Annotated in this window: 22 protein-coding genes and 1 pseudogene; 9 read left to right on the top strand and 14 right to left on the bottom strand. The window is 72.0% G+C overall.

Annotation, left to right across the window (positions count from 1 at the left end; genetic code table 11):
* Nucleotides 1–233 precede the first annotated feature (233 nt).
* The 5 genes from NR111_RS11415 to NR111_RS11395 form a co-directional block, all read right to left on the bottom strand.
* Entirely contained in the window at nt 234–1358 is a 1125-nt protein-coding gene (locus tag NR111_RS11415; protein ID WP_096906241.1) for an alpha/beta hydrolase family protein, read from the bottom strand.
* Nucleotides 1359–1554: 196 nt separating this feature from the next.
* Nucleotides 1555–3642, bottom strand: coding sequence for an arabinosyltransferase (locus tag NR111_RS11410; protein ID WP_096906242.1), 2088 nt, complete (start codon nt 3640–3642; stop codon nt 1555–1557).
* Nucleotides 3643–3658: 16 nt separating this feature from the next.
* Nucleotides 3659–4696, bottom strand: a complete 1038-nt coding sequence (locus NR111_RS11405) for a decaprenyl-phosphate phosphoribosyltransferase (RefSeq protein ID WP_096906243.1) — start codon at nt 4694–4696, stop codon at nt 3659–3661.
* Nucleotides 4693–5328, bottom strand: coding sequence for a phosphatase PAP2 family protein (locus tag NR111_RS11400; protein ID WP_069388758.1), 636 nt, complete (start codon nt 5326–5328; stop codon nt 4693–4695). Before NR111_RS11400 ends, NR111_RS11405 begins: the two co-directional genes overlap by 4 nt.
* Complete coding sequence (locus NR111_RS11395; RefSeq protein ID WP_069388759.1) at nt 5312–7312, bottom strand: glycosyltransferase; 2001 nt, start codon at nt 7310–7312, stop codon at nt 5312–5314. Before NR111_RS11395 ends, NR111_RS11400 begins: the two co-directional genes overlap by 17 nt.
* Nucleotides 7313–7486: 174 nt before the next feature.
* Here NR111_RS11395 and NR111_RS11390 point away from each other — a divergent pair, with 174 nt between their 5' ends.
* Nucleotides 7487–8224 (top strand): peptidylprolyl isomerase, encoded by a 738-nt coding sequence (locus tag NR111_RS11390; RefSeq protein WP_096906244.1) that lies wholly within the window; start codon nt 7487–7489, stop codon nt 8222–8224.
* A 34-nt stretch (nt 8225–8258) separates the two neighbouring features.
* Here NR111_RS11390 and NR111_RS11385 read toward each other — a convergent pair whose 3' ends face one another.
* Complete coding sequence (locus NR111_RS11385) at nt 8259–9701, bottom strand: DUF5129 domain-containing protein (protein ID WP_096906245.1); 1443 nt, start codon at nt 9699–9701, stop codon at nt 8259–8261.
* A gap of 64 nt (nt 9702–9765) precedes the next feature.
* Between NR111_RS11385 and NR111_RS11380 the strand changes: the two genes are divergently transcribed.
* On the top strand, nt 9766–11169 hold the full coding sequence (locus NR111_RS11380; RefSeq protein ID WP_096907384.1) for a hypothetical protein: 1404 nt from the start codon (nt 9766–9768) through the stop codon (nt 11167–11169).
* A gap of 79 nt (nt 11170–11248) precedes the next feature.
* On the opposite strand, the gene glf is transcribed toward NR111_RS11380, so the two are convergent.
* Nucleotides 11249–12448: a UDP-galactopyranose mutase gene (gene glf / locus NR111_RS11375; RefSeq protein ID WP_120285010.1), complete on the bottom strand. Its 1200-nt coding sequence runs from the start codon at nt 12446–12448 to the stop codon at nt 11249–11251.
* A gap of 410 nt (nt 12449–12858) precedes the next feature.
* On the opposite strand from glf, the gene NR111_RS11370 reads away from it, so the two are divergent.
* Nucleotides 12859–15045 (top strand): N-acetylmuramoyl-L-alanine amidase, encoded by a 2187-nt coding sequence (locus NR111_RS11370; RefSeq protein ID WP_256820817.1) that lies wholly within the window; start codon nt 12859–12861, stop codon nt 15043–15045.
* A gap of 180 nt (nt 15046–15225) precedes the next feature.
* Here NR111_RS11370 and NR111_RS11365 read toward each other — a convergent pair whose 3' ends face one another.
* On the bottom strand, nt 15226–16059 hold the full coding sequence (locus NR111_RS11365) for an HAD family hydrolase (protein WP_067714844.1): 834 nt from the start codon (nt 16057–16059) through the stop codon (nt 15226–15228).
* Complete coding sequence (locus tag NR111_RS11360) at nt 16056–16877, bottom strand: 1-acyl-sn-glycerol-3-phosphate acyltransferase (RefSeq protein ID WP_173674785.1); 822 nt, start codon at nt 16875–16877, stop codon at nt 16056–16058. The genes NR111_RS11365 and NR111_RS11360 overlap by 4 nt, the downstream gene beginning before the upstream one ends.
* A 62-nt stretch (nt 16878–16939) precedes the next feature.
* Between NR111_RS11360 and NR111_RS11355 the strand changes: the two genes are divergently transcribed.
* Nucleotides 16940–17455 carry a PaaI family thioesterase gene (locus NR111_RS11355; protein WP_256820816.1) on the top strand — a complete coding sequence of 172 codons (516 nt, stop codon included), beginning with the start codon at nt 16940–16942 and terminating at the stop codon, nt 17453–17455.
* A gap of 78 nt (nt 17456–17533) precedes the next feature.
* Here the strand turns inward: NR111_RS11355 and serS are convergent, their stop codons facing one another.
* Nucleotides 17534–18796 carry a serine--tRNA ligase gene (serS, locus tag NR111_RS11350; RefSeq protein ID WP_256820815.1) on the bottom strand — a complete coding sequence of 421 codons (1263 nt, stop codon included), beginning with the start codon at nt 18794–18796 and terminating at the stop codon, nt 17534–17536.
* Between the two features lie 60 nt (nt 18797–18856).
* Nucleotides 18857–19300, bottom strand: a complete 444-nt coding sequence (locus NR111_RS11345; RefSeq protein WP_067714851.1) for an ankyrin repeat domain-containing protein — start codon at nt 19298–19300, stop codon at nt 18857–18859.
* Between the two features lie 47 nt (nt 19301–19347).
* Between NR111_RS11345 and NR111_RS11340 the strand changes: the two genes are divergently transcribed.
* Together NR111_RS11340 and NR111_RS11335 are read left to right on the top strand one after the other, a co-directional pair.
* Nucleotides 19348–20466 carry a septum formation family protein gene (locus tag NR111_RS11340; protein WP_256820814.1) on the top strand — a complete coding sequence of 373 codons (1119 nt, stop codon included), beginning with the start codon at nt 19348–19350 and terminating at the stop codon, nt 20464–20466.
* Entirely contained in the window at nt 20463–20813 is a 351-nt protein-coding gene (locus NR111_RS11335; RefSeq protein ID WP_067714854.1) for a metallopeptidase family protein, read from the top strand. The genes NR111_RS11340 and NR111_RS11335 overlap by 4 nt, the downstream gene beginning before the upstream one ends.
* A gap of 43 nt (nt 20814–20856) precedes the next feature.
* Here the strand turns inward: NR111_RS11335 and NR111_RS11330 are convergent, their stop codons facing one another.
* From NR111_RS11330 to NR111_RS11320, 3 genes are read right to left on the bottom strand one after another with little or no spacing between them, the layout of a single operon-like run.
* On the bottom strand, nt 20857–21489 hold the full coding sequence (locus tag NR111_RS11330) for a histidine phosphatase family protein (protein ID WP_069388730.1): 633 nt from the start codon (nt 21487–21489) through the stop codon (nt 20857–20859).
* Nucleotides 21486–22418 carry a prephenate dehydratase gene (gene pheA / locus NR111_RS11325; protein WP_132062207.1) on the bottom strand — a complete coding sequence of 311 codons (933 nt, stop codon included), beginning with the start codon at nt 22416–22418 and terminating at the stop codon, nt 21486–21488. The genes NR111_RS11330 and pheA overlap by 4 nt, the downstream gene beginning before the upstream one ends.
* 20 nt (nt 22419–22438) lie before the next feature.
* Nucleotides 22439–22978: a hypothetical protein gene (locus NR111_RS11320; protein WP_096906249.1), complete on the bottom strand. Its 540-nt coding sequence runs from the start codon at nt 22976–22978 to the stop codon at nt 22439–22441.
* Nucleotides 22979–23033: 55 nt separating this feature from the next.
* Between NR111_RS11320 and NR111_RS11315 the strand changes: the two are divergent.
* From NR111_RS11315 to NR111_RS11305, 3 genes and pseudogenes are all read left to right on the top strand, one after another.
* Nucleotides 23034–23738 (top strand): annotated as a pseudogene (locus NR111_RS11315) (APA family fibronectin-binding glycoprotein); the annotation flags it as partial.
* Nucleotides 23739–23760: 22 nt separating this feature from the next.
* Entirely contained in the window at nt 23761–24600 is an 840-nt protein-coding gene (locus NR111_RS11310) for a CPBP family intramembrane glutamic endopeptidase (RefSeq protein ID WP_069389643.1), read from the top strand.
* 222 nt (nt 24601–24822) lie between these two features.
* On the top strand, nt 24823–25098 hold a 276-nt coding region (locus NR111_RS11305; RefSeq protein WP_256820813.1), incomplete at its 3' end, for a hypothetical protein.

Below are 25098 nucleotides of genomic sequence, written 5' to 3'. Positions count from 1 at the left end.
TCTCTTCCTTGCCGCGTCGTCTCGCCGAATAGTTAGTGGGCGCGCGTCAGAACGACCCGCGCCACATGTATCCGGAGCCCGGGTCCGTGGTGCGCCCGCGGGTTCCCCTCCCGCGGCCGAACCCGGTGGTCAGATGCGACCGGGGCCCCGCACGAGAATCTACGCGCGGGGCCCCGGTGTGACGGGTGAGGACTCGCTGACGGGAGTCCGATTCGTCGGCTAACTCTGCGCGATCACCACGCGTGGGCGTCCATCACGTCGAGGATCTGCGCCGAGCGGGCCGCGATGAGGTCGTCGTTCCAGTAACCCCAGCCGTGGATGCCGGTGGTGCGGTACTCGAACGTGGCCTTGTTCGGCGCGGCGTTCATGGTGTTCTGGAACGCCAGCGTCGAGCCGCGGGACAGGCCCTCGAGGATGATGCCGTTGAACGTGTTGAACACGGACTGCAGGCTGGAGGGCTGGTCGTACCGGCCCGGGATGGCGGACCCGGCGGTCACGTACATCGGGATGTCGCGCAGCTTGGCGGCGTTGAGCAGCGGGTCGTGCTCGCCCCACTTCGGCGAGCCCGGCAGACCCCACATGGCGAACGGGTCGCACTTGCACTGGTCGAACATCGCCAGCGGGATCATGGTGTACATGCCCGGGGCCGTGGGGTTCATGTAGCCGGAGAACACCGAGACCTGCTTGAACTGGTCGGGATGCTTGGCGGCGAGCGTCGCGGCCGCGGAGCCGCCCATCGACAGGCCGGCGACGGCGTTGTTGTTCGGGGCCACGCCGAAGTGGGCCTGCAGGTAGCCGGGGAGCTCCTCGGTCAGGAACGTCTCGTACTTGTACTCGAGCAGGTTGCCGCCCAGGTTGATGGGCCGCTCCCAGTCGGAGTAGAAGGACACCTGGCCGCCGACGGGCATGACCAGGGTGATGTTGTCCTGCAGGAAGATGCGCTGGGCCTGGGCGTCGTGGGTCCACGCGTTCCAGTCGTCACGGGCGCGCAGCCCGTCGAGCAGGTACAGACCGGCGTTGCCGCCGAAGCGGGCCGGCTGGACCTGGACCTTGATGTCCCGCTTCATGGCCGGCGAGTAGACGTTGCACAGCTGGACCCAGGAGGCGACCGGGTCCCACTGGCAGCCGGGACGCAGCCAGTTACGGAAGCCCACCGGGTTCTCGTCACCACCGGCCGGCCGGAACGCGGGGGCGGCGGGCGGCGCGGCAGCCGAGCCCGCGGACCCGAGGCTGGCCGACGAGCCCTGCTCGGTCGCCTGGGCACCGGCCAGGGCCGGGGCGCCGACGACGAGCCCTGCGGCCGTCGCCAGTGCGGTGAGCCCGGCGGCGAACCTGCGCCGGAGGGTGGAGTGGGACATTCGTGTGTTCCTTTGTTCGTTCCTGGTGCCCGGGAGGGCATCGGTGACGTTCATCGGACCGGCCCCACCAGGGGGAGGACCGGAACTGCGACATCGAGTTCATCGATACTGTCGCGCACTTTGGGGCAGGTGTTACAGGTCGGGGACCATTTCGACCCCCGACTGTTACCGTTTCGAGACAACAGCGTGCGCAACACTACCGAGTGCCCTGATACTTCTCCACTTCCTCCGGCATCGGCAGCCCGCACCTCTGGACCTCGTACGCAGGGATTCTGTTGATCCTGTACTCGGCGTATGAGAATGCATTCACCACGTTGGACCAGCGCCTCTCGAGGGTCAACGGGGCCGTGTAGGACTCGATGAGTGCCTGCGTGGCGGGACACTGGAGCGCGACCTCGGCCTGGTTCACCCAGTTGACGTCGATCCACCGCGGGAAGTTGACCGGGTCCTCCACGACTCCGGTGCGCGCGAGCACCCAGTCGTACGGCAGGAACTTGTCATGCCCGATCCGGCCGTCCTCCATACGGTCCGTGTGCGCGGCCAGCGGCGAGGCGAGCCCGACGGTGTCGTAGACGTCCACGTCGAGCGGCAGGTTCATGCTGGTCATGCCGAGGTTGAGGAACACCACCGTCTTGAGGGGCTCCTCCGGCAGCTCGAACGGTGCCAACCCGGGCATCGGTCGGTCGTAGGACACCACGTCCCACCGGTCCTGGAACCCCGGCACCGGGAGGAATACCGCGCCGGTCCGGTTCCGGGTGACGTCGTTCACCAGGGCCCGCATCCGGGGGAAGTCCAGATAGTCCTCGGCGAGCAACGGGTGCCTGTGCCCGGTCCGCTGGATGTAGAACTGGCGCTCGTCGACGATCCCCGCCGACGTGATCGACTCCGGTTCCTCCCGGAACGGGTTCTCGGTGACCTGGACGGTCACCGCCCAGCCGACGACGACGAGCCACGCGGCCGCGATCGCCGGGACCGCCACCCGGCGCACCGAGGCCTCCGCGGACCCGCTGGCGGGACCGACGGGGAGGGGCACCACCGAGACCGGCAGGAGCAGGAGGAACAGAGACGGCAGCAGCACGCGGCCGTGCATGAAGTCGCCGCCGACGCGGATGACGTAGAGCAGCATCACCAGTGCCACCACGAGGAACACGATCGTGACGACCGGGGTGGAGCGGGCCCGGCGGCGCAGCCGCGGCAGGCGACCGCCCTCGTCGTCGTCGTGGTCGTCGGCGTCGTGGTCGTCGGCGCCCCCGCCATCGCCGCCACCATCGGCGGCGCCACCATCGGCGCCCCGCGGATCCGCTATCGTCCCTCCGGATCTGCTACTCCAATCCGGGTAGCGGATCCGGAGCGGGAATAGCGGATTTCCGGGGCGGGGGGCGAGGCGGGCCCAGAGGGCGACCATTCCCGCGACGAGCACGGCGGCCAGCGGCACCAGCAGGACGTACGGCGACAGCAGGTTCCACAGGTACTCGGCGCCCTTGTCCCACTTCGACCCGCCGGCGTCCTTGGCCACGGCCGTGAGCGGGTACGGCAGCGCGTAGAACGACATCCGCCATACCTGGTAGACCACCGGGACCGCGCCGGCGATCACCACCAACCACCCGAGGTGACGCCACGACTGGTGGGCGACGGCCATCAGCGCCAGGAACGCCGCTGCGGCCAGCGCCATCTCGGGGCGGACCAGGGGGCCGAGCCCGGCGAGGAAGGCGATCGCGGCCGTGCCCGGGGTGGGCAGGCCGAACCGGCCCTCACGATGGGGCGCCCGCGCCCACAGCTGCAACCCCAGCCACATGGCGCCGATCCAACAGATGACCAGGCCCGTCTCGAGACCCGAGGTGGCGAAGTCGCGGGCCGGGGGCAGCATCACGTAGACCAGCACGCCGAATGGCAGCAGCACCATCGGCCCACCGGCGGGTGCGCGGCCGGTGCCGCGGTACATCACGTGGGTGCCCAGCATCGCGAACACCACCGCGAGCATGCTCAGCGTGAGCGCCACACCCAGGACGACCAGTTCGAGCCGGTACCCCACGATCTCGTGGACGCCGTAGATGAGGTACGTCCACAGCGTGGAGGTGTTGGACTCGACCCGCTCCCCCGCGTTGAACACCGGGCCGTTGCCGGCGATGAGGTTGCGGACGGTGCGCAGGACGATGAGGCCGTCGTCGGCGATCCACCGACGCTGCCAGGCGCCGGCGAAGAAGACCGCCACCACCACCACGACCCCGGTCCAGAAGACCGTCCCGGTGCGCCCGAACCGGCGCGCCGCCGTCACCTGCGACATCGTCCGTCCGCCGGACTCAGGCGATCGACGGGACGATGTAGACGCCGATCACGACGGTGAGAACCCACAGCGCCGCGAGGACCTGCAGGACGCGGTCTCCGAGGGCGATGTCCTCGGGCTCGCCGGCCTGCGCGGCGTCGACGTCGACCGCGTAGCGCAGGACGGCGATGGTGAACGGCACGATCGAGATCTGCAGCCAGATCGCCGCCCCGTTCGGCTGCGTCGGGTCGGAGCCGCGGTCGTACGCCCACAGGGCGTAGCAGAGCACGAGCACCGTCGCCGAGAGCGTCCAGACGAACCGCAGGTAGGTGGGGGTGTAACTCTCCAACGCCTTGCGGATCTTGGCGCCGGTCTTCAGGTGCAGGCTCAGCTCGGCGTAGCGCTTGCCGGCGGCCATGAACAGCGAACCGAACGCCATGACCAGCAGGAACCACTGCGAGATGTCGACCTCGGCGGCCGCGCCACCGGCGACCGCGCGCAGCAGGAAGCCGGAGGAGACGAACGCGATGTCGAGCACCGGCTGGTGCTTGAGCCCGAAGCAGTACATGAGCTGCAGGACGATGTACACGGCCACGACGATCGCCAGGGCCGGGTGCGCCAGCAGCACCGAGATCGCGATCGACGCGATGATGAGTACCACCGCCATGCCGTACGCCAACCCCACGGGCAGGACGCCCGCCGCGATGGGGCGGAACCGCTTGGTCGGGTGGGCGCGGTCGGCCTCGACGTCCAACGCGTCGTTGATGAGGTACACGCTCGAGGCGGCCATGCAGAACGCCACGAACGCGATGAACACCGAGAACAGGACGCTGCCGTCGGTGAGGGTCTGGGACCCGGCCGCCGCGGGCGCGGCGATGACGAGGACGTTCTTGACCCACTGACGCGGCCGGAGCGCCTTGACCATGCCGTCGAGGAGGTTCTTGGGCGGCGCGCCCTTGGCATCCTCCTCCGCCTCGGCGATGTCGTCGATCTCGTTGGCGGTGTGCGGTTCGGCGCCGAGGAGGTGGTGGTCTGCCCCGCCCCGGGTCACCGGCGCTCCGGACTGATCGGTCATCGCTTCTCCTCGCGGTTCTGGGTGACGCCTGGGCCCGCCGCGCCGTCGCGCAGTGTCTCGGGCAGCACGCTCTGGACGGCGGCCGAGGGCCACACGGCGCGGGTGAGCGCAGCGCAGCCCGCGCCGACCGCGGCTCCGGCGAACACATCCGAAGGGTAGTGGACTCCCAGCACCAACCTCGACGCCAGCATGACCGGCACGAGCGCCGGCGCCACCGGGACCCCGACCACCGACCCCGCGAGCAGCGCGAACGCGGTGGTCGACGTGGCGTGGGACGACGGGAAACTGAGCTTGGAGGGGGTACCGACGCCGACGGTCACCGCGGGGTGGTCCGGGCGCCGCCGACGGATGACGCGCTTGACGACGACGGAGGTGGCATGGGCGCCGACGCTGCCGAGGCCGACCATCGCCCACCGACCGCGGCGGGCCGGATCGACGGCCATTCCCGTTGCCGCGACCGCCATCCAACCCAGCGCGTGCTCGCCGACATGCGATAGCGTCACGGCCGCCTCCCGGGAACCGGGCACGGCCAACAGCTGACGCTGGATCGCCGCCAGCAACCGGACCTCGCCGGTCGGTACGGGGATCTCCACGGCGGGATCGGACACCACCGGATCAGGATTCGAAGACACGGCCCCAGGCCTCCTTGGTCACGAGATCGGCGTGGGCGTCGCGGTAGCGGCGGCGCATCTCCGGGAACCGGCGGAACAGCTCACGGTGCACGGCGGCCGACTCCTTGAACAGGGCGGCGGCGAGGTCGCGGTCGCGCTTGCGGTAGACGACCCCGCGACCGTCGGCGGTGGTGACGGTCGCGCCGTCGACCCTGCTGAGCGAGTACCAGCGGGCCTCGATCGGCGGGAAGTTCGCCTGCGGCACCTCGTGGTGCGTCTTGTCGTCCCTGCTCAGGGTGTGGGCAAGGCCCCGCGCCAGCGCCACCGCCTTGCGGACCGGGCCCCTCGGCTCGGAGTGGATGCCCGCCGGGCCACCCGACGGTGCGGGCAGGTCGACGGCCGACGGGATGACCACCGCGTCGGGGAACTCCGCCCGCATCGCGCGCACCTTGGGCAGCGCGGTGGGCAGCAGTTCGTACAGGGCCTCCGGCCCCCTCAGGAAGTCCCGGATGGCCTCGATCTGGATGGCGACCGTCGAGTACTCGAGGCACACCAGGTGCTTGACCAGCGCCTTGAGGCTGGACTGCATGATGCCCCTGTGGTCGCCGTCGTGGTACATCGACGCCACCACCAGGCGGTTGCGCAGGTGGAAGTAGGCCTGCCAGTCGATCGCGTCGTCCTTGTCCGACCACGCCATGTGCCAGATCGCCACGCCCGGCATGGTGACGGTGGGATGGCCGGCCTGCCGCGCGCGCAGCCCGTATTCGGCGTCGTCCCACTTGATGAACAGCGGGAGCGGCTGCCCGATCTTCTCGGCGACCACGCGCGGGATGAGGCACATCCACCAGCCGTTGTAGTCCACGTCGATGCGGCGGTGCAGCGGCTTGGGGTTCTCGCGGTCCGTCAGCTGGTAGCGCGAGAAGTCGTAGTCGTAGTCCGCGTGCGGGGCGGCGGTCCACATGAAGTCGTGGGCGCCCACCACCTCGCCCATGGTGTGCAGGTGGCTGCGTTCCTGCAGGTTGAGCATCTGCCCGCCGACCAGCATCGGGACCGTGGAGAAGCGTCCGAACGCCAGGGCCCGCAGGATCGAGTCGGGCTCGATCTCGATGTCGTCGTCCATGTACAGGATGTACGGGGAATCGGTCAGCCTGCGCGCCTCGTACATGATGCGGCTGTAGCCGCCCGAGCCGCCGAGGTTGGGCTGGTCGAAGATGTGGAGTCGGTCCCCGAGGAACTCCGCCGCCTCCGCGAAGCCGGGCTCGTCGCGGACCTTGCGGTCGCCCTGGTCGGGCATGAGGACGGCGTCGATCACGGCGTCGACCTCGGGATCGGAGGTCAGTGCCCGCAGCGCGGCCACCGCGTCGCCGGGCCGGTTGAACGTGGGGATGCCGACGGTGACCCGCCGGTCGTTGGGCACCTGTACGGCCGGGTCGGGCGTGCCGTCCGGGCGGGCGTCGGGACGCGTGGGCGGTGCGTCGACCGAGGAGTACCACCCGCCGGCGAGCAACTCCACGTCCGTGTCGGAGGTGAGGTCGAACCAGATCCAGCCGCCGTCCTCGAACGGGCCCAGGTCGCAGACGAACTCGACCGTCGTCACCTGGTCGGCGCGGCCCGGTTCGCCGACGACGTCACCGGTGACCGCGATCCGCGAGCCGTCGATCTTGGAGCGGTACAGGTCCACGCGCCCGGAACCGCGCACCGTCAACCGGAGGACGACCTCGCCGAGGACGGACCAGCGCCGCCAGTACGCCGCGGCGAACGCGTTGAAGTAGGTGGCGAACGAGACCTCGGAGTCGGCCCCGATCCGCAGGGAGGTCCGGGCGGAGGAGTGCGCGCGCCGGACGTTGGTGGGCGCCTCGGCGAGGTAGAGCGAGCGCACGTCGAGCGGTTCACCGGCCCGCGGCAGGATGATGCGTTGGAGGCATTCCCGGCCACGTGGAGCGGAGAGCGCGACGACCGACCGCTCGATCTCGTCGATCAGTTCGTGGTGGCCGTGGTGTTCCATGTGTGCCAGTCCCCGTCCCGACGGCCGGGGGCCGCCCTCATCAGCCTTGCTGCGCCTCGCCCTGCCCGCACGGCGGGCAGGAAAGCCGGGTCGATCGTACCCGTCGGGGGCGTGATGCCCAGTCCAGCACGCGCCGCGGCCCACCCGGGCCGGCGGAAGAAGTAGGTTCGTCCCATGCACCTCACCGGATCCGCCCGCCGCCGCCCGACCGTCCGCACCGCCCTGGGGGTGCTCGCCCTCGCCACGCCCCTCGCGCTCGCCGGGTGCGGCTCCGATGACGCCCCGTCCGACGACGCGGCGACCACCGGGGCGACCGCGGCGTCCCAGTCCGAGGGCCGCGAGTCCGGCGGGTCCACCGGGGGCGCTGTCGAGTGCCCGCCCGCCGAGGGCGCAGCGGAGCGCACCACCTCGTTCGACTCGGCCCCGCCGATGTGCCTGACCGACGGCGTCGACTACTCCGCCGTCATCACCACCGACGCCGGCCCCGTCACCGTGGACCTGCTCGAGGAGAAGGCCCCGGAGACGGTGAACAACTTCGTGTTCCTGGCCCGCAACAAGTACTACGAGGGCATCACGTTCCACCGCGTCATCCCCGGCTTCATGATCCAGGGCGGCGACCCCCAGGGCACCGGCAGCGGCGGCCCGGGATACGAGTTCGCCGACGAGCTGCCCGAGTCCGGCGAGTACGAGATCGGGTCGATGGCCATGGCCAACGCCGGACCGGACACCAACGGCTCCCAGTTCTTCATCGTCACCGGCGACTCCGGCGTCTCCCTGCCGCCGGACTACAGCCTCTTCGGCACCGTCACCGACGGAATGGACGCCGTCACCGCTATCGAGGACGACGGCAGCCCGCAGGGCCGGCCGCAGACGCTGCACACGATCGAGTCCGTGGAGATCGTCGAGGGCTGAGCCCGCCCGGGCCGGACGCCCGGGCCGGGCGGCTCTAGTACCCGCTCGACCCTCCGCCGCCGGAGAACGACGCGTTCGAGTAGCCGGTGGTGGTGGAGCTGGCCGCCTGCGCCGCCTGCACGTCGTGCGCGTGCCAGCTGGAGACCACATAGAACGGAACGAAGCCGTTGTAGCCGTACCCGGCCCGCCAGTCCCGGTCGTACAGCCGGGGCGCGTGGCGGTCGCCCGCGTCGTCCGCCGTCTCGACGTCCGCCATCTCGCGCGCCCGGATCGCCTCCACGACGATCCGGTAGTCGACGACGAGCCGGGCGTAGCGGTCCATGAAGTCGGGCGCCTGCGTATCCCGGGCCAGCTCGTCGGCGCGGGTGTCCAGTGCCCGGGCCTCGGCGGCCAGTCGCTCGTCCTTCGTCCCCAGCGCCGCGGCGAGCATGTCCTCGTGCAGCTCGCCGAGCTGGCGACGCCGCACCTCGGCGTCGCCCTGCTCCATGCGGAAGAGCTGGTCGATGTTCTGCTCCGCCGTGGTCATCTGGTCGACCGTGGTGTGGGCGGTGTCGATGTCACCGGCCTTGGCGCGGAACTCGGCGTCCGTCGAGTCGGGCCGCAGGTCACCGATCCGGCCCATGACGGTGTCCAGCGCGAGGAACCGGCCGCGCACGTCCTCCCACTGGGAGCGCAGCTCGTCATCGGCCAACGGGGAGGTGAGCGAGTTGGCGCGGATGTCCAGCCCGCTGAGCTCCCCCGCGACCCGTCCGTATTCGCGGGAGACCCGGTCGTACCGCTCCCTCGCCGTCGTCGCCTTCTTCTTGCGGCTCGCCGCGACCCCGGCCCCGACCGCGCCGGCGACGACCACCCCCGCCCCGGCGAACGCCCACGGCAGCCACGCCGGCGCGGGCTCGGGCTCGGGCTCCGGCGCCTGCACGGTGGGATCGGCCGCCGCCTGCGCACCCGCCAACAGCCCGACCGCGTGGTTCTCGCGCCGCATCGGGTCCTTCATCGCCTCGAGCGAACCGTCGAGGTGGCCGCCCTCGAAGAGGTCGAGCGCGGCGCACACGTCGTCCCCGCAGTAGATGCCGACGTCACGCGCCTCCGTGTCGTTGGCCACGATCAGGGTCCCCGGCGCCCACTTCTCCCTGTCCTCCGCCACGAGATCCGGTCGCTCGGCCTGGGCGAAGCGCTCGGTGGTGTCGTTGAGGTTGTCGCCGTCGTCGTCGAAGACCAGGTACTCGACGCGCGCCACCTGCGGCGGGAACGCGATGCGCCCGGTCTCGGTGCGGAGCAGGTCCTGGTCCCCGGGTGAGAGCACGCCCGCGCGGTCGGTGATGCCGACCTCGACCGTCTGCGCCGGGGCCGGCGCGGGGGCGGGGGCCGGCGCCTGCGCGCGGGCCGGCGCGAGCGGGAACAGCAGGAGCAGCAGTCCCGCGACGCCGGCGAGCACCACGAGCAGGCGCAGGGCCGGGGCGGTCGTCGTCCGTGTCATGACCCGAGCCTAGTGCCGCAGGTGGGCGGTGGCGGCGACACCGGTCGGCGATAGTCTCGACCGGGTGTTCGTCCTGGAAACGCTCATCGCCCTCACCGTCGCCCTGACGACCGCGTTCGGCGGCCTCGTCGCGGAGGACCTCATCACCCGAGACGCCTCGTGCACGATCTCCTCCGTGCCGGACCTGTGGTCCGAGGCCTGCACGTCCCCGTCCCGGCTGGGCTGGTTCGTCGGCACCCTCGTCGTGCTCGTCGTGGCGATGGCCGTGCGGGCGTGGCTCCTCGCCCACAACGGCACCCTGTACTACCTGCGCCTGCTGCCGGCCGAGAGCGCGGACCGGATGCGCGCCGCGGTGGACGTGGCCAACGCGCGCAGCCTGGGCTTCCGTTCTGCCACCGGGTGGTTCGGCACCGCGAACGAGGTGGTGGACCTGCGCCGCGAGGTCGACCACGTCTCCGACGAACTCGAGCGGGCGATGAACGACGACGACGACGCGACCGGCTTCGTCCTGGCCCCCAACCTCGCGTTCCCGGCGGCGCTGGCGGTGGGATACGACGTCCTCCTGCGCGAGCGCACCCACCTCGCCGAACTGCCGATCGAGGCCCGCAGGCGCCGCCTGCCCGGCGGCGACACGGGCGTGCGGACGGTGTACTTCGACGACGGCGACGACATGTGGGCCGAGCGCCGGTGGCGCTCCCGCCGCAGCCAACCGGGAGCCGAACTGTCGATGATCACCCTCCCCGCCGGGTCGGCGACCGCGGCGCGGGCCGACCGGACCTCCGTGCAGAGGGTCTGGCTCTCCCTCCAGCTGGACGGGGGCGGTCCGGTGTCCGAGGTGGACGCGGGGCATCCACTGCGGGAGGCGGCGGACCTCGTCGTCGTCGTCGCCCCCACCGGCGGCGCGGGCGGCCCCACCGACGGCTCGGACGGCTCCAACGGCTCCGGCGGCGCGCGCGGCGCCGGATCGGACACCACCGCGACCCTCCGCCCCTGGACTCTCCCCGCCGGACGGTGGTACCCGGGCGCGAGCGGGCGACAGATAGACCGGCGGGCCTTCGCTCGGCTCGTCGAGGAACTGTCCGGCGCGGTCGAACAGGTCCTCGACGACTACCCGGAGGCGCAGGTCCTGCTGTCCGGTCGGATGCCGCGGAGTGTGGCGTTCGCGCTGGGCTACGTGATCTCCCAGCGCAAGGACGACCGGATCGAGGGCAAGCGCGCGGCCCTCCACCCGACCCGGGCCGACGACACCCGCGCCGAGCGCGCCCAGGCCCGGGCGGAGAACGAGGGGCTGAGCTCGCTGAGCCGCTTCTGGACCTCGGTCACCCCGGTGCTCGAACACCTCGGCGAGGCCAAGCCCACGCTCGTGCACGCGGCCCAGCGCGATGCGGTCGTGCGCGGGCTCGTCGCCCCGGCCGGCAGCACAACCGCCGAATCCGCTACCCCGACTGGGGATCCGCTATCCCGATAGGAGTAGCGGATCCCGATTCCGAGTAGCGGATCCTGGGGGTCAGGCACGCGGTACGGGCCCGGCGCCGCGGCGAGCAGGCTCAGCCCTCGAGCGGCGCCCCGTCGCGCAGGTGCGGCGCCAGGGTGTTGTCGAACATCGTCAGCGCCGAGGCGATCGCCATGTGCATATCGAGGTACTGGTAGGTGCCCAGCCGGCCGCCGAAGAGCACCTTGTTGGCGGCGGTCTCGGCCTTGGCCCGCTCGCGGTAGGCGGCCAGCCGCTCACGGTCGGTGGACTCGTTGATCGGGTAGTACGGCTCGTCGTCGCGCTCGGCGAAGCGGCTGTACTCGCGCATGATCACCGTCTTGTCGGTGGGGTAGTTCTTGCGCTCCGGGTGGAAGTGGCGGAACTCGTGGATGCGGGTGTAGTCGTATTCCGCGTCGTTGTAGTTCATCACCGGGGTGCCCTGGAAGTCGCCGGTGGGCAGCACCTCGGTCTCGAAGTCCAGGGTGCGCCAGCCCAGCTCGCCGTCGGCGTAGTCGAAGTACCGGTCCAGCGGGCCGGTGTAGACCACCGGCGCGTCGGGGCTCGCGGCACGGACGGCCTCGCGGACGTCGAACCAGTCGGTGTCGAGCACCACGTCGATCTTGTCGTCCGCCGCCATGTTCTCCAGCCACGCGGTGTAACCGTCGACGGGCAGGCCCTCGTGGGTGTCGTTGAAGTAGCGGTTGTCGAACGTGTACCGGACGGGCAGGCGGGTGATGTTGCCAGCCGGCAGGTTCTTGGGGTCGGTCTGCCACTGCTTGGCCGTGTAGTCCTTGATGAACGCCTCGTACAGCGGGCGGCCGATCAGGGAGATGGCCTTCTCCTCGAAGTTGGCCGCGTCCTCGGCGGAGAACTCGGCGGCCTGCTCGGCGATGAGCGCGCGGGCCTCGTCGGGCGAGTAGTAGCGGCCGAAGAACTGGTTGATGAGACCCAGCCCCATGGGGAACTGGTAGGCCGTGCCCTTGTGCATGGCGAACACGCGGTGCTGGTAGCCGGTGAAGTCGGTGAAGCGGTTGACGTACTCCCACACCCGCTCGTTGGAGGTGTGGAACAGGTGCGCGCCGTACTTGTGGATCTCGATGCCGGTCTCCGGCTCGGCCTCGGAGTAGGCGTTGCCGCCGATGTGGTGGCGCCGATCGAGCACCAGGACGCGCTTGCCGAGCTCCGTCGCCGCCCGCTCGGCGACGGTCAGGCCGTAGAAGCCCGACCCCACCACGATGAGGTCGTAGGTGTCCCACTGCCGTTCGCCTGCCATAACCGTCGGGCCTTTCCGTCGTCCGTCGCGGCGGGCCGTCCGGGAGTAGTGCGCCCGCCGGCCGCTCGCCTGACCGCGCGCCGGTCGGCGCGGGTGCGGGTCCCAGGGTATCCGGCGGGTCGGGGGTGGGTTCAGGGCACGCCGACGACGACGAGGTGGGCGACTTCTCGAGCCGACCGCAGTGGCCCACGGTGCAGGTGGGGCGTCGTCGCCGTCGTACGCCGGTTCGAAACTACATCCCTGTAGTCCCAATATTCACGTCTTTATCACTTGGTTTCACGAGTTTCTTGGATAACATTGACCCCGTTCGTCACATTCGTCCCAGTGGTCGCGCTCCGATGCGGCCTCCGGGAAGTTGTGCCCCGCAGGTGAGCAGCTTCGGGACACAGACATCTGATCTGGAGAAGCCCTTGAGAACACGACGCCGCCCCCTGTACGTCAGTGGTCGACGCCGGACCCTCGCCCTGGCGGTGGCGGTCGCGGCGTCCGTCGTCACGCCCCTCGCCGTGTACGGGGCGGACCAGGTCGTCCAGTCCGGCGACGACATCGCCACCACCGCGGGCAGCGCCCTGCCCACCGCCGAGACCGAGGTCCCGCTGGCCGAGGCGCCTCCCGCCGTCGGCGTGGAGACCGACATCGCCTCCGGCGGCACCACGGTCCGCCAGGTCACCTCCGACACACCGTTCTCGATGGCCGGCGTCACGTGGAAGGGGCACAACCCGGCCGCCGTCGCCACCCTGCGCGCCCAGAACCCCGACGGCTCGTGGGGCCCCTGGTACGAGGCCGAGTCCACCGACGGCAAGGGCGAGAGCGTCACCGGCACCGGCGGCACCGAGCCCGTCTACCTGGGGACCGACACCACCGCCGTCCAGATCACGCTCTCCGGGATCGACCTCGCCGACTCCTCGCTGGCCGACGCGCCCGAGGTCACCGTCCCCGACGACGAGGCCGCCCCGGCCCCCGCGAAGCCCACCGAAGACGCCGCTCCCGCCGCCGCTGATACCGGCGCCGCTGATTCCGCCGCCGCTGACGCGGACGTCGCGGCCACCCGCGCGGCCGAACCCGCCGCCCCCCGGACCTCTGCTCCCGCCGGCCCGACGTCCGAGCCGGCCCGGCCGGCCGCCGACAGCGCCCCGCCGGTTCCGACCCGGTACGCGGACATCAAGCCCGTCGCCGAGACTTCGGGCCTCGACGCCGGCTCGGGCAGCGCCGATTCAGGCATCACCGACCTGGGCAGCACCGATTCGATCGAACCCGCCTCGGTCAAGGCCGTCCTGCTCTCCCCCGACGACACCCCGACGCCCGATCCCGAGGCGTTCGCCGACATCACCGCCTCCGGCGGCAGCGGCGCGCACGGGGACATCGCGGCCAGGCAGCCGTCGATCATCTCCCGCTCCGGCTGGGGCGCCGACGAGTCGATCCGCTGCCGCAGCGCGAGCTACGACCCCACCCTCGCCGCGGCGGTCGTGCACCACACGGCGGGCAGCAACAACTACTCCCGCGAGGGGTCGGCCAGCGTCATGCGCGGCATCTACACGTACCACGCACGCACGCTCGGCTGGTGCGACGTCGGATACAACGTGCTGGTCGACAAGTACGGCCAGGCCTTCGAGGGCCGCCACGGAGGACTCAGCCGCAACGTCCAGGGCGCCCACGCCGGCGGCTTCAACGGCAACACCTGGGGCATCTCGATGATGGGCGACTACTCGACCGTCTCCCCGTCGGACGCCACCGTCCGCAAGGTCGGCGAGATCATCGGCTGGCGCCTGTCCGTCGCCGGCGTCGACCCCAAGGGCACCGACACCCACTACTCCGAGGGCACCTCGTACACCAAGTACTCGTACGGGACCGCCGTCCGGCTGCCCAACATCTTCGCCCACCGCGACGTCGGCCTCACGTCCTGCCCGGGCAACTCCGGTTACGCCAAGATGGGCCAGATCCGCGACATCGCGGCCTCCTACGCCAAGAGCGGCGGGGGCGGCGCCCCGGCCCCGACCCAGCCGAGCCCCAGCCCGGGCACGGGCGGTGGCACCGGTGGCGGCGGTGGCACGGGAGGTGGCACCGGTAGCGCGGATCTCCCGTCGGTCATCACCCAGGGAAGCGTCCAGGAGGCCGTGACCTCCGCATTGCGGACAGTCCTCACCGGCGGCAAGCTCGATCCCGCGACCCTGACCCGGATCCTCACCGGCGGCAAGTCGCTGTCGGACATCCCGCTCGACGCGGGGTCGGTGCAGGACGCCATCGGCCTCGACGCGGGCTCGGCGCAGAACGTACTCAGCCGCGACTTCTCCGGCCTCGCCCAGAAGCTGTCCGGCCCGCTCGGCAAGGCACTGTCCGGAGTCCAGCGCTTCGGCGACGTCTCCCTGGTCAAGCACGAGAACGGCGCGCTGTACTCCTCCCCCGAGACGGGCACGCACCCCGTGTGGGGCGTGATCGGTGACGCGTGGGCCGCCCAGGGCTTCGAGCACGGTCCGCTCGGACTGCCGGTCTCCGCGGAGGCCGAGCGCGCCGACGGAACGGTCGCCCAGCGGTTCGTCGGCGGCACGCTGGTCTACGACCCGGCGACGCGGGAGCTCACGGTCGAACCGAACCCCTGATCCTCGGCCGGCACCGCCCGATCACCGGGCGCGCGCCGGCCGACCACATCGTGCGGACCGGGTCCCACCAGGTGTGCACCCCTCCCCCACCCGGGGCGGCGTGCACACCGGGGAAGTGGTGGGGACCGGTCCGCATCCCATTTCGACCCATTTCGACAGGACCCCGGTCGGGTCAGGCGCTCAGCCCCACCAACGCCGTAGGACGTGCGCGATCCCGGCTTCGTCGTTGGTGAGCGTGACCTCGTCGGCGGCCGCGTGCACGGAGGGGATCGCGTTGCCCATCGCGACCCCGTGATCTGCCCAGCGCAGCATCTCCAGATCGTTGGGCATGTCACCGAACGCGACGGTGACCGGAACCGCGTCGGACGGGACGGCCGCGCCGGCCGCCGTCCCCGCCGCGATCCGAGACAGCCCACTCGCCTTGGTCACACCGCGGGCCGCGAACTCGATCAGCCCGTCGGTGGTCGAGTAGGTGAGATCCGCCAGGTGGTCCACCTCCCCGCGCAGTGCCGCCACCATGTCGGCGCTCGGCATACCGGGGACCCGGGCGAGCAGTTTGAGCACCGGCTCGGAGAGGACCTCGTCGTGACCCACCTCGAGGTGCGCGGGATGGATCCAGGCGTGTTCGTAGTCCGGGCTGGCCACGAAATCGGCATCCGCGGCGTCGGCGCCCAGGCGCTCGGCCGCGATCCCGCTGCCGGGCAGCAGCCTGCGCAGCACCTCGTCGATCGCGGCGAGCGTTTCGGGATCGAGGAGACTGGTGGCCAGGAACTCGCCACTGTCGGTGTCCATGATGACGGCGCCGTTGGCGCAGACCGCCAGGGGCGCGACGGGCAACTGGTCGACCACTTGGGGCAGCCAGCGTGGCGGGCGTCCGGTGGCCAGGACGAACGTGGCCCCGTCCGAGACGAGGTCCGCCACGACGGCCCGGTTCGCGGCCGGGACGAGGTGATCGTTGTCGATCAGGGTCCCGTCGACGTCGGAGGCGACGAGCAGCGGTCGGGAACGGGTCACGGAGCGTCCGGGCCCGCCGGTCCCTCCGGCTCGTCACCGGCATCGGCATCCGGGTCGACTGCCTTCTGGGCACGGCGTCGCATGCGCTCGGCGTGTTCGGCCTCGTCCAGGGCGGTGGCCTCCTCCAACGTGGGGGCGGAACCGCCGAGGCGGGCGGGCACCCAGTTGGCGCCGGCCGGGTAGGCGCCGTAGCGCTCCGCGTACTCCTGTTGGAGGCGCTCCAGGGTGGCCTGGATGCGGGAGCGCAGCTCCTCGGTGCACTCTTCGACGGGCTCGTAGGCCCGCATCGGCTCGCCGACCTCCATCATGATCGGCACCTTGGGGCGCAGGAGCTTCTTGGGCAGGCCCTTGGTCCATACCCGCTGCGATCCCCACAGGGTCACGGTGATGATGGGGACATCGGCCGCCAGTGCCATCCGCACCGCACCCGACTTGAAGCCCTTGACCTCGAAGCTGCGGCTGATGGTGGCCTCGGGGAACACACCGACCAGCTCGCCGGCCCGGAGACGGGCGACGGCCTCGTCGAAGGACGCCTTGCCCGCCGTCCGGTCGACGGGGATGTGCTTGAGCTCGCGCATGATCGGCCCGGACACCTTGTGGTCGAACACCTCGACCTTGGCCATGTAGCGGATGAACCGCTTGTGCACGCGCGCCGGGATGCCGCCGTAGACGAAGTCGAGGTATCCGGTGTGGTTCATCACCACCACCGCCCCACCGACCTCGGGGAAGTTGCGCTCCCCGCGAATCGTAAGGTCCAGGCCCTGGACCTTGAACATTGTGCGGGCGAACCCGATGATCCCCGTATAGAGCAGCTCCACGGCCACCAGCGTAGCCGCCCGCACCGACACGGGTGCCCGCCCCTGCCGGTAGGTTCGGCGGGGTGGATGACGCCCCCTTCGATTCGGTCGACCCGGTGGCACACAGCCGCCACTACTCCTGGCCTGCCCTGCCGGGTGCTGCCGAGCGCAGCGTGCACGCGGGTCTGGAGGCGCTGCGCCTCATCATCGACGGCGAGCGACACCTCTCCCCCGGCGCGCATACGCTCGGCGTCCGCTTGTCCGCGGCCGAGGTGGGCGCGGTGACCATGACGGCCGAGCCCGCCGAGTGGGCGCTGAACAACGGCGGGACGGTCCACGGCGGGATCGTCTCCGGGTGGGTGGACACGGCGCTCGGCTACGCGACGGCGACGGTCGTGGAGGAGGGAGTCGGCTACAGCACCCTCGACCTCACCGTGCGGTACATCCGGGCGCTCCGGTTGGAGCGCACGCCCGCCACGATCCGCGCGGAGGTCGAGCACGCGGGCCGGTCGACGTGCGTGGTGCAGGTCCGGGTCACCGACACCGACGGCCGCACGTGCGCCAGCGCGAGCGGCGTGATGATGCTGTTCCGCCCGTGACCCGGGCGGCGGCCCGCGAGGCGTCCGACGACCTCGTCGTCGTCCCCGGACACCCCGGCGACCACCCGCGGTTCGTGGTCAGCGGGTCGGCTCGAGCACGTCCTTGCCGACGAACGGCCGCAGCGCCTCCGGCACCACGACGGAGCCGTCGGCCTGCTGGTGGTTCTCGAGGATCGCCACCAGCCACCGCGTGGTGGCGAGGGTGCCGTTGAGGGTGGCGGCGGTCTGCGTCCGACCCTCGTCATCGCGGTACCGCACACCCAGGCGGCGGGCCTGGAACGTCGTGCAGTTGGAGGTCGAGGTGAGTTCGCGATAGGTGCCCTGGGTGGGGACCCACGCCTCGCAGTCGTACTTCCGGGCCGCCGAGGAGCCGAGGTCGCCGCCCGCGATGTCGATGACGCGGTACGGCAGGCCCATCGCCTCGAGCATCTCCTTCTCGAACCCCAGCAGACGCTTGTGCTCGGCGTGGGCCTCCTCGGGCTTGCACCACGAGAACATCTCCACCTTGTCGAACTGGTGGACGCGGATGATGCCGCGGGTGTCCTTGCCGTGGCTCCCGGCCTCGCGGCGGAAGCAGGACGACCAGCCGCAGTAGCGCTTCGGGCCGTCGGACAGGTCGAGGATCTCGCCCTGGTGGTAGCCGGCGAGCGCCACCTCGGACGTGCCGACCAGGTAGAGGTCGTCGGCGTCGAGCTTGTAGACCTCGTCGGCGTGCGCGCCGAGGAACCCGGTGCCCTGCATGATCTCCGGTCGCACCAGGACGGGCGGGATCATCATCGTGAAGCCGTTGGCGGTCGCCTTCTGCGCCGCCAGCTGCAGCATGCCCAGTTGCAGCAGGGCGCCGTAGCCGGTGAGGAAGTAGAAACGCGCGCCGGAGACCTTCGCTCCGCGCTCCATGTCGAGCAGCCCCAGTCTCTCGCCGAGCTCGAGGTGGTCCTTCGGCTCGAAGTCGAAGGTCGGGATCTCGCCGACGCGCTCGATCTCCACGAAGTCGTCCTCGCCGCCGGCGGGCGTGCCCTCCTCGACGACGTTGGACAGCAGCCGCTGGAGTCGCTCGACTTCCGCCGCGGCGGTCTTCTCGGCCTCCTCGGCGTCCTTGACCGCCTGCTTCAACGCACCCGCGGCCTCGAGCAGCGCGGGACGCTCGTCGGGCGAGGCCTGTCCGACCTTCTTGCCGTGGGCCTTCTGTTCGGCGCGGGCCCCGTCCGCGGCCGCGATCGAGGACCTGCGGGCCTCGTCGGCGGTGAGCAGCTGGTCGACCAGCGACGGGTCCTCACCACGGGTGCGCTGGGAGTCGCGGACGACGTCGGGGTTCTCGCGGAGCAGCTTGAGATCGATCACGCACCTCAGCCTAGCGGCCCCACCCGGCCGGCCCGAGCCGCGACCGTGGCCGCGGGTGGATCAGACGCCGAACAGCTCGAGGAAGGCGTCCTTCTCGAACATGCGCGCGGTGTCGACCGCGGTGGGTGTCCCGCCGTAGGGGTCCGCACCGGCCTCGAAGAGCGCGCGGACGACCTCGCCGTACCCCTTGAACACCGCTCCCGCCAGCGGCGTCTGGCCCCGGTCGTTGGCGCGGTCCACCTCGGCGCCGCGTTGGAGCAGGGCGCGGACGGTGTCCGGGTGCCCGTTGTAGGCGGCGAGCATCAGCAGGGCGTCGCCCCGCTCGTTGGTGAGGTCCGGGCTCACCCCGGCGTCGACATACGCCGCGAGCCGCTCGGTCTCGCCGTCGCGGGCCAGCTGGAACAGCATCTGTGCGAACTCGAGGACCTCCGGGTCCACCCCGTCCCGCGGCGAGCGCACGTCGCCGTCCGCACCGGCCGGCTCGTCGTGGTTCTGTCCGCTCATGCAGTGGATCCTATCGGGACCGCGCGATTGCGGCATCATGGAAGGCGATGACCACTTCCACCCGATCGTCGCGCCGTGGTCGATCGCTGCTCCGCACACGGGGCGCGGTCATGGCCTCCCTCCTCGCCATCCTGTCCGGCGGGGCGGTCACCGGTGCGCTCATGGCGTCGGCGATCAACGATCCCAATTCCTCCCGCGCCGAGCGCATCGCGGCGGTCGTCCCGCAGGTCGACCCGCGCACCCTGTCGGGGCCCGCGTACGCCGAGGCCGCGCCGGGTACCTGCCTGACCTGGTCGCTCGACGCCGCGGACCGCGTCACCTCGTTCGACACGGTGGACTGCGCCGAGCCGCACCGGTTCGAGGTGGCGGCCCGGATCGACCTGTCGGAGGTCCCCGGTTTCGGGGAGGGCGCGCCGCTGCCGGTCAGCGCCGAGCTGGCGCCGGTGGGGACCGAGCGCTGCCTCCCGCTGATCTCCAGGTACGCCGACGGGCGCGAGGTCGACCCCGACGGCCGTTTCACCGGGCTCGTCGTGCCGCCGTCCGAGGAGGGCTGGGACAAGGGCGACCGCAGCGTGCTGTGCGGTGTCGCCGCCGCCGAACTCGACGGGCGCTCCGCCCTGTCGACGGGCACGTTCGCCGAGGCCGACCAGCACCGTCGGTGGGACCCGGGTACCTGTCTGGGCTTCACCGACGAGGGCCTGCCCGGCGCGACCACGCCCTGTTCGGAGGACCACTCGATCGAGATCGTCGCCGACGTGGACGTCTCCGCCGTGTTCCCGGAGGGGCCGGTCCCGCCGGACCCCCGCCAGCAGTCCGAGCTCACGGCCGACGCCTGCCGGGAGGCCGGTGTCGCCTACCTCGGTGACGCCGAGGCACTGCGGCGGACGACCCTCATCTCGACGCTGGTCAACCCGATCTCGGAGGTCTCGTGGCAGACGGGTAGCCGGACCGTCAACTGCGGGTTGATGAAGGCCGCGGAACCCGGCCCGTTCGCGGTACTCCGGGGATCGGCGCGCCAGGGCGTGCTGGTCGACGGAGCCACCCCGGTCGCTCCCACCACCACGCAGATCCCGCCGCCGGGTCAGCCGCCGGGGGGCGTCCCCGGAGCCCCGACCGACACGGGCCAGGGCACGGTGTCGGTACCGGTGCCCGGCGGGACGCCGTGAGCCTCCGCGTCACCGAGACGCGATTCGAGGAACTGGTGGACGACGCGTTGGACTCGGTGCCCGACGCGCTGTTCGAGGCGATGGACAACGTCGTCGTGCTCATCGCCGACCGCCACCCGGACGAGCCCGACCTGCTGGGCCTGTACGAGGGGGTGGCGCTGACCGAGCGTGACACCACCTACTCGGGGTTCCTCCCGGACACCATCACGATCTACCGGGGCGCACTGTGCGCGTTCTGCTCCACCGAGGAGGAGCTGGTCCACGAGGTGGCGGTGACGGTGATCCACGAGATCGCGCACCACTTCGGGATCGACGAGGAGACGCTCCACGCGCTCGGCTGGGGCTGAGCTCGATCTGGGCCGAGCTCGATCGGGGCCGAGCCCGCCGCCGTCAGTACCCCGGCCGCCCCGGGTGGTCGCCCCACCGTTCGCACGACCAGCCGCCGCCGTCCGGAGCGAGCTCGATGACCCCGCAGTTGGAGATCCGGTTGTCCAGCGCCCACTGCGAGGGGACGGCGCCGGCGAACACGGCGAGCATCCGCATGAGCGTGCCGTGCACCACTAACACCACGTCCACGGCGTTGTCGAGATGGGACTCACGCAGCTCGGCGATCAGCGGCATCGCCCGGTCCCGCACGTCCAGGGCGCTCTCGCCGTCGGGGAGCCGGGAGGCGAGGTCGCCGAGCTCCAACCAGTCACGCACCACCCGGTTGTAGGCCAGGAGCGCCTCGGCACCGGTCTGCATCTCGTAGCGGCCGGCCTGCACCTCGTGGACGCCGGGCACGGCCTGGGTGGGCAGGCCCATCTCCCCGGCAATGAGCCCGGCGGTCTCGCGGGCGCGCGCGGCCTCGGAACTGAGCACGACGGACGGCCTGATCCCCGACCCGGCCAGCTCCCCGCCCACCAGCCGTGCCTGATCGCGGCCGAGGTCGGTGAGCGGTGCGCCGGGCAGGGCGGTGTCGAGGGCGCCGGCGACGTTGGACGGGGTCTGCCCGTGGCGGACCAGGTGGAGGCGGGCGCTCACCCCGCGTCCTCCCCGCGTCGCAGGCGGTCGAGCCAGTCGATCTCCTCGGCGCGGTCCGGTGGGGGCGCACCGGCCTCACCGCCGCCGGCGACGGGCCACGACCCGAGGTAGCGCAGGTCGGCGGTCCGGTGACGCAGCGCGACGAGCGCCTCCGCCACCGCGGGGTCGTCGATGTGCCCGACGAGGTCCACGTGGAACAGGTAGGTGAACCGCTCGACGCGGGTGGGCCGGGAACCGATGCGCGTGAGGTCGATGTCGCGGATCGACAGTTCGGTGAGCGCCTGGACGAGGGAGTTGGGCTCGTGGGGCAGCCCGAAGATCACGCAGGTGCGGTCGCTGCCGGTGCGCGGCGGCGGCGCGGCGGGCCGTCCGACCAGCACGAACCGGGTGCGCGCCCCGCCGATGTCGGCGACGTTCTCGGCGAGCGGGACCAGTCCGTTGATCTCGCCGGCCCGGCCGGGCGCGGCGGTGGCGTCGGCGGTGCCGGCGGCGACCTCCTCGGCGCCGGCCGCAGTGGAGGAGGTGGTCTCGATGTGGGCCCGGGGCAGGTTCATCCCCACCCAGCGGCGGACCTGCGCGGCGGCGACGGGGTGGGTCCGCAGGACGCGGACGTCGTCGGCGGCGGTGCCGGGCCGGACCAGGATGGAGAACACCACGTCGAGTTCGGTCTCGGCGAAGATCTGCAGCCGGTCCCCCACCGCGAGCGCGTCGCTGGTGGGGTTGACGGTGCCGTCGACGGAGTTCTCGAACGGCACGCACGCGTAGTCCGCGGTGCCGGCGCGGACCATGGCCAGCGCCTCGTCGGGGGTGCCGGCGGGGACCGCCTCGGCATCGGCGAGCAGCACCGAGGTGCACGCGTCCGAGCGGAGTCGGTGCAGGGCGGCATCGGTGAAGGTGCCGGGCGGGCCCAGGTAGGCGACGGTGACCACGACGACAAGCCTAGCCAGCGTCAGGGACCGTCGACCGACGCGAGGTCCGCCGAGACGGCATCGACCCGCCCGCCGGGCACGAGGGCGCACGTGACCACGTCGCGGATCGCCTCCCGGGCCGACCTCGACAGGCCCAGGATCCGGGCCGGGTCCGGTCCGGCGATCGCCGCGCGGACGTCCGCCCCGGTCATGGCGGCCACGGCTCCGGCCAGGATCGCCCACACCTGATCGGCGTCGGCGCAGCGGGGCACCAGCCCGGATCCGAACCCGACCCCGGAGTGCGCGGCCACGGCCAGCAGGTCCGCGAGGTGGTCGGCGGCGGGCCCGGGGCCGGCCAGCCCGGGTGCCACGTCGACGACCGCGGGCGTTCCCGCGGCGAGCACCCCGGCCACCGCGTCGAGCGCGGGCAGGCCGGCGGCGGCCGCGGGTTCCACCTCGACCGGGGCGGGCGCCGACCAGCGCGCCAGGGCCGACACAATCGACGCCTCGTCCACCACGAGGTCGTCCAGCAGATCCGGCCGGGAGGGCCCGCGACCGAGCAGTTCGAGCGACACCGTCATGGCCTCAGGTCTACACCCCCCGCGATGACCCCAGGGCCACACCCCGCACGTTGCTACGCTCTCCCCGATGGGTACCGACGACTCCCCCGTGCCCGGGTACGCGGCCGACTACACCCCCGCGCCGGACGACGCCCCGGACGCCTCTCACCTCACGCCTGAGGAGAAGCGCGGGCCGCGCACCGTCCACGTGGCACTGGGCCTGCTGGCCGCGTTGCTCGTCGCCGCCGTGGCCACGAACCCCGCGTCGGTGCTGCCCCGGGACTCGACCCTGTCCGGCACCTACTACGTCGACGAGGGCTCCGGGCTCGAGCTGCAGGTGCCGGTCGGCTGGCGTGTGATCGACGACCCGGAGTTCGGCAGTGTGCAGCTGAGGCCGGTCGGCACCGGCCGGGCCCTGGACACCCGCATCCTCGCCGGTCCGCTGGACGCCGGGATCGCCGCCGCCGCGATCACCGATGACCAGGGGGCCGCGACCGCGCTCGCGGAGACCATCCAGTTGTACGTCCTGGGCGTGTCCGGGACCCGTGACGAACAACGGGTGGTCCCCGTGGACAACGAGGCGGGCACGGGCGCCGCGATCTCCTACGTGGTGGTCCCGGACGGCATCCCCGACCAGGACTCCGGCGGGTTGGTGTACACCGCCGTATTCGGTTCCGAGGACAGCCGGTGGTGGGTGGCGTACGTGACCACCGCGCAGCAGTCCGCTCCCGGCGTCCGGTGGATGGACCGGATCGTCGACCACGTCCGGCTCCCCGAGTGACCGGGGGGAGGTGAGCGGGTCGATGCCACCGGCCTCCGGCGCGGGACGGGTCCGCGCAGCCCTCTCGCCCCGCGAGGCGTTCGCCCGGTACGCGGCTCGGTTCGACCCGGTCACCGACCCCCGTGTCCGCCGGCTACTGGTGGCCGAGCTCGTCGTCGTCCTGGCCGTCACCTTCGGCCTGTCCGGCGCCTACGCCGTCCTCGACCTGGTCTCCGCGCTTCTCGCACCCGCGGACCTCGGGGAGCAGACCGCCGCCCTCAACGTCTCACGCTCGGAGCACTCGTGGCTCGACCTGGCCTACCAGGCGCTCGGGGTCCTGCGACTGCTGGCGTGGGCGCTGCTGCCGCTGGTGTTGCTCGCCCATTCCGGGCTCGGCGCGCGGGCCGTCGGGCTCGTGCGCGACCGTCCGGGCCGTCAGATCGCGTGGGGGCTCGCGCTGACCGCTGTCATCGGCGTCCCCGGGCTGGCGTTGTACCTCGGCGCGGTCGCCGCGGGCGTCAATCTGCAGGTGTCGGCATCGGGTCTGGGCGAGACGTGGTGGCGGCCCGTCGTGCTGGTGCTGTCCGCTGCCGGCAACGGCGCCGCCGAGGAGATCCTCGTGGTGGGGTACCTGCTCATCCGGCTGCGCCAGCTGGGGGTGCCGCCCGCACTGGCCCTGGCGGCCAGCGCCCTGCTGCGCGGGTCGTACCACCTCTACCAGGGGTTCGGCGGCGGGCTCGGGAACCTGGCGATGGGTGTGGTGTTCGCGTTGTGGTGGATGCGGACCCGCCGGCTGTGGCCGCTCGTGCTGGCGCACACGCTGCTCGACGTGGTCGCGTTCCTCGGCTACGCGCTGCTCGCCCCGCACCTGTCGTGGCTGTGACCGCCCGACTCATCGCTGTGACCGCCCGGCCGCCGCTCCGCGCCCGCCACCGCTTCAGGTGCGCTGCCCGAATGGTCCATTCAGGCAGCGAACCGGGTCGAATTGCGTACATAGGGGCAGCGCACCCCGGCGCAGAGGGGCGACCCCCGCGGTTGTGACGCTTGTCCCGCCGGGGCCGTGGGACCCGCCGACCGCGGCACCGGGCAAGTAGAGTCCGATCCCATGACCGACGACTCCAGGCGCCGGCACCTCACCCCGGAGGAGGCCGCCGAGCTCCGGCGACGCGCGCGCGAACGCCGTGGCTACGCCGACCCCGGCGCGCCGCGGGACCCGTCGGCCAGGCCCGACCGCGGCGATCGGGGCGACCGGCGGGACCCCCGCGCCGCGGGCGGTGACCGTCCCGTGGGTCGCACCGGCTATCAGCCACGCCAGCAACCGGAGCCGCTGTCCCCGGAGGAGCGGGCCCGCTACGCCGCCCGGGACCGCCGCGACCCCGCG

The organism is Dietzia sp. Die43, from assembly GCF_024519835.1.
In the GTDB taxonomy this organism is placed as follows: domain Bacteria; phylum Actinomycetota; class Actinomycetes; order Mycobacteriales; family Mycobacteriaceae; genus Dietzia; species Dietzia kunjamensis.
This window is presented reverse-complemented; position numbering and strand designations above follow the sequence as displayed.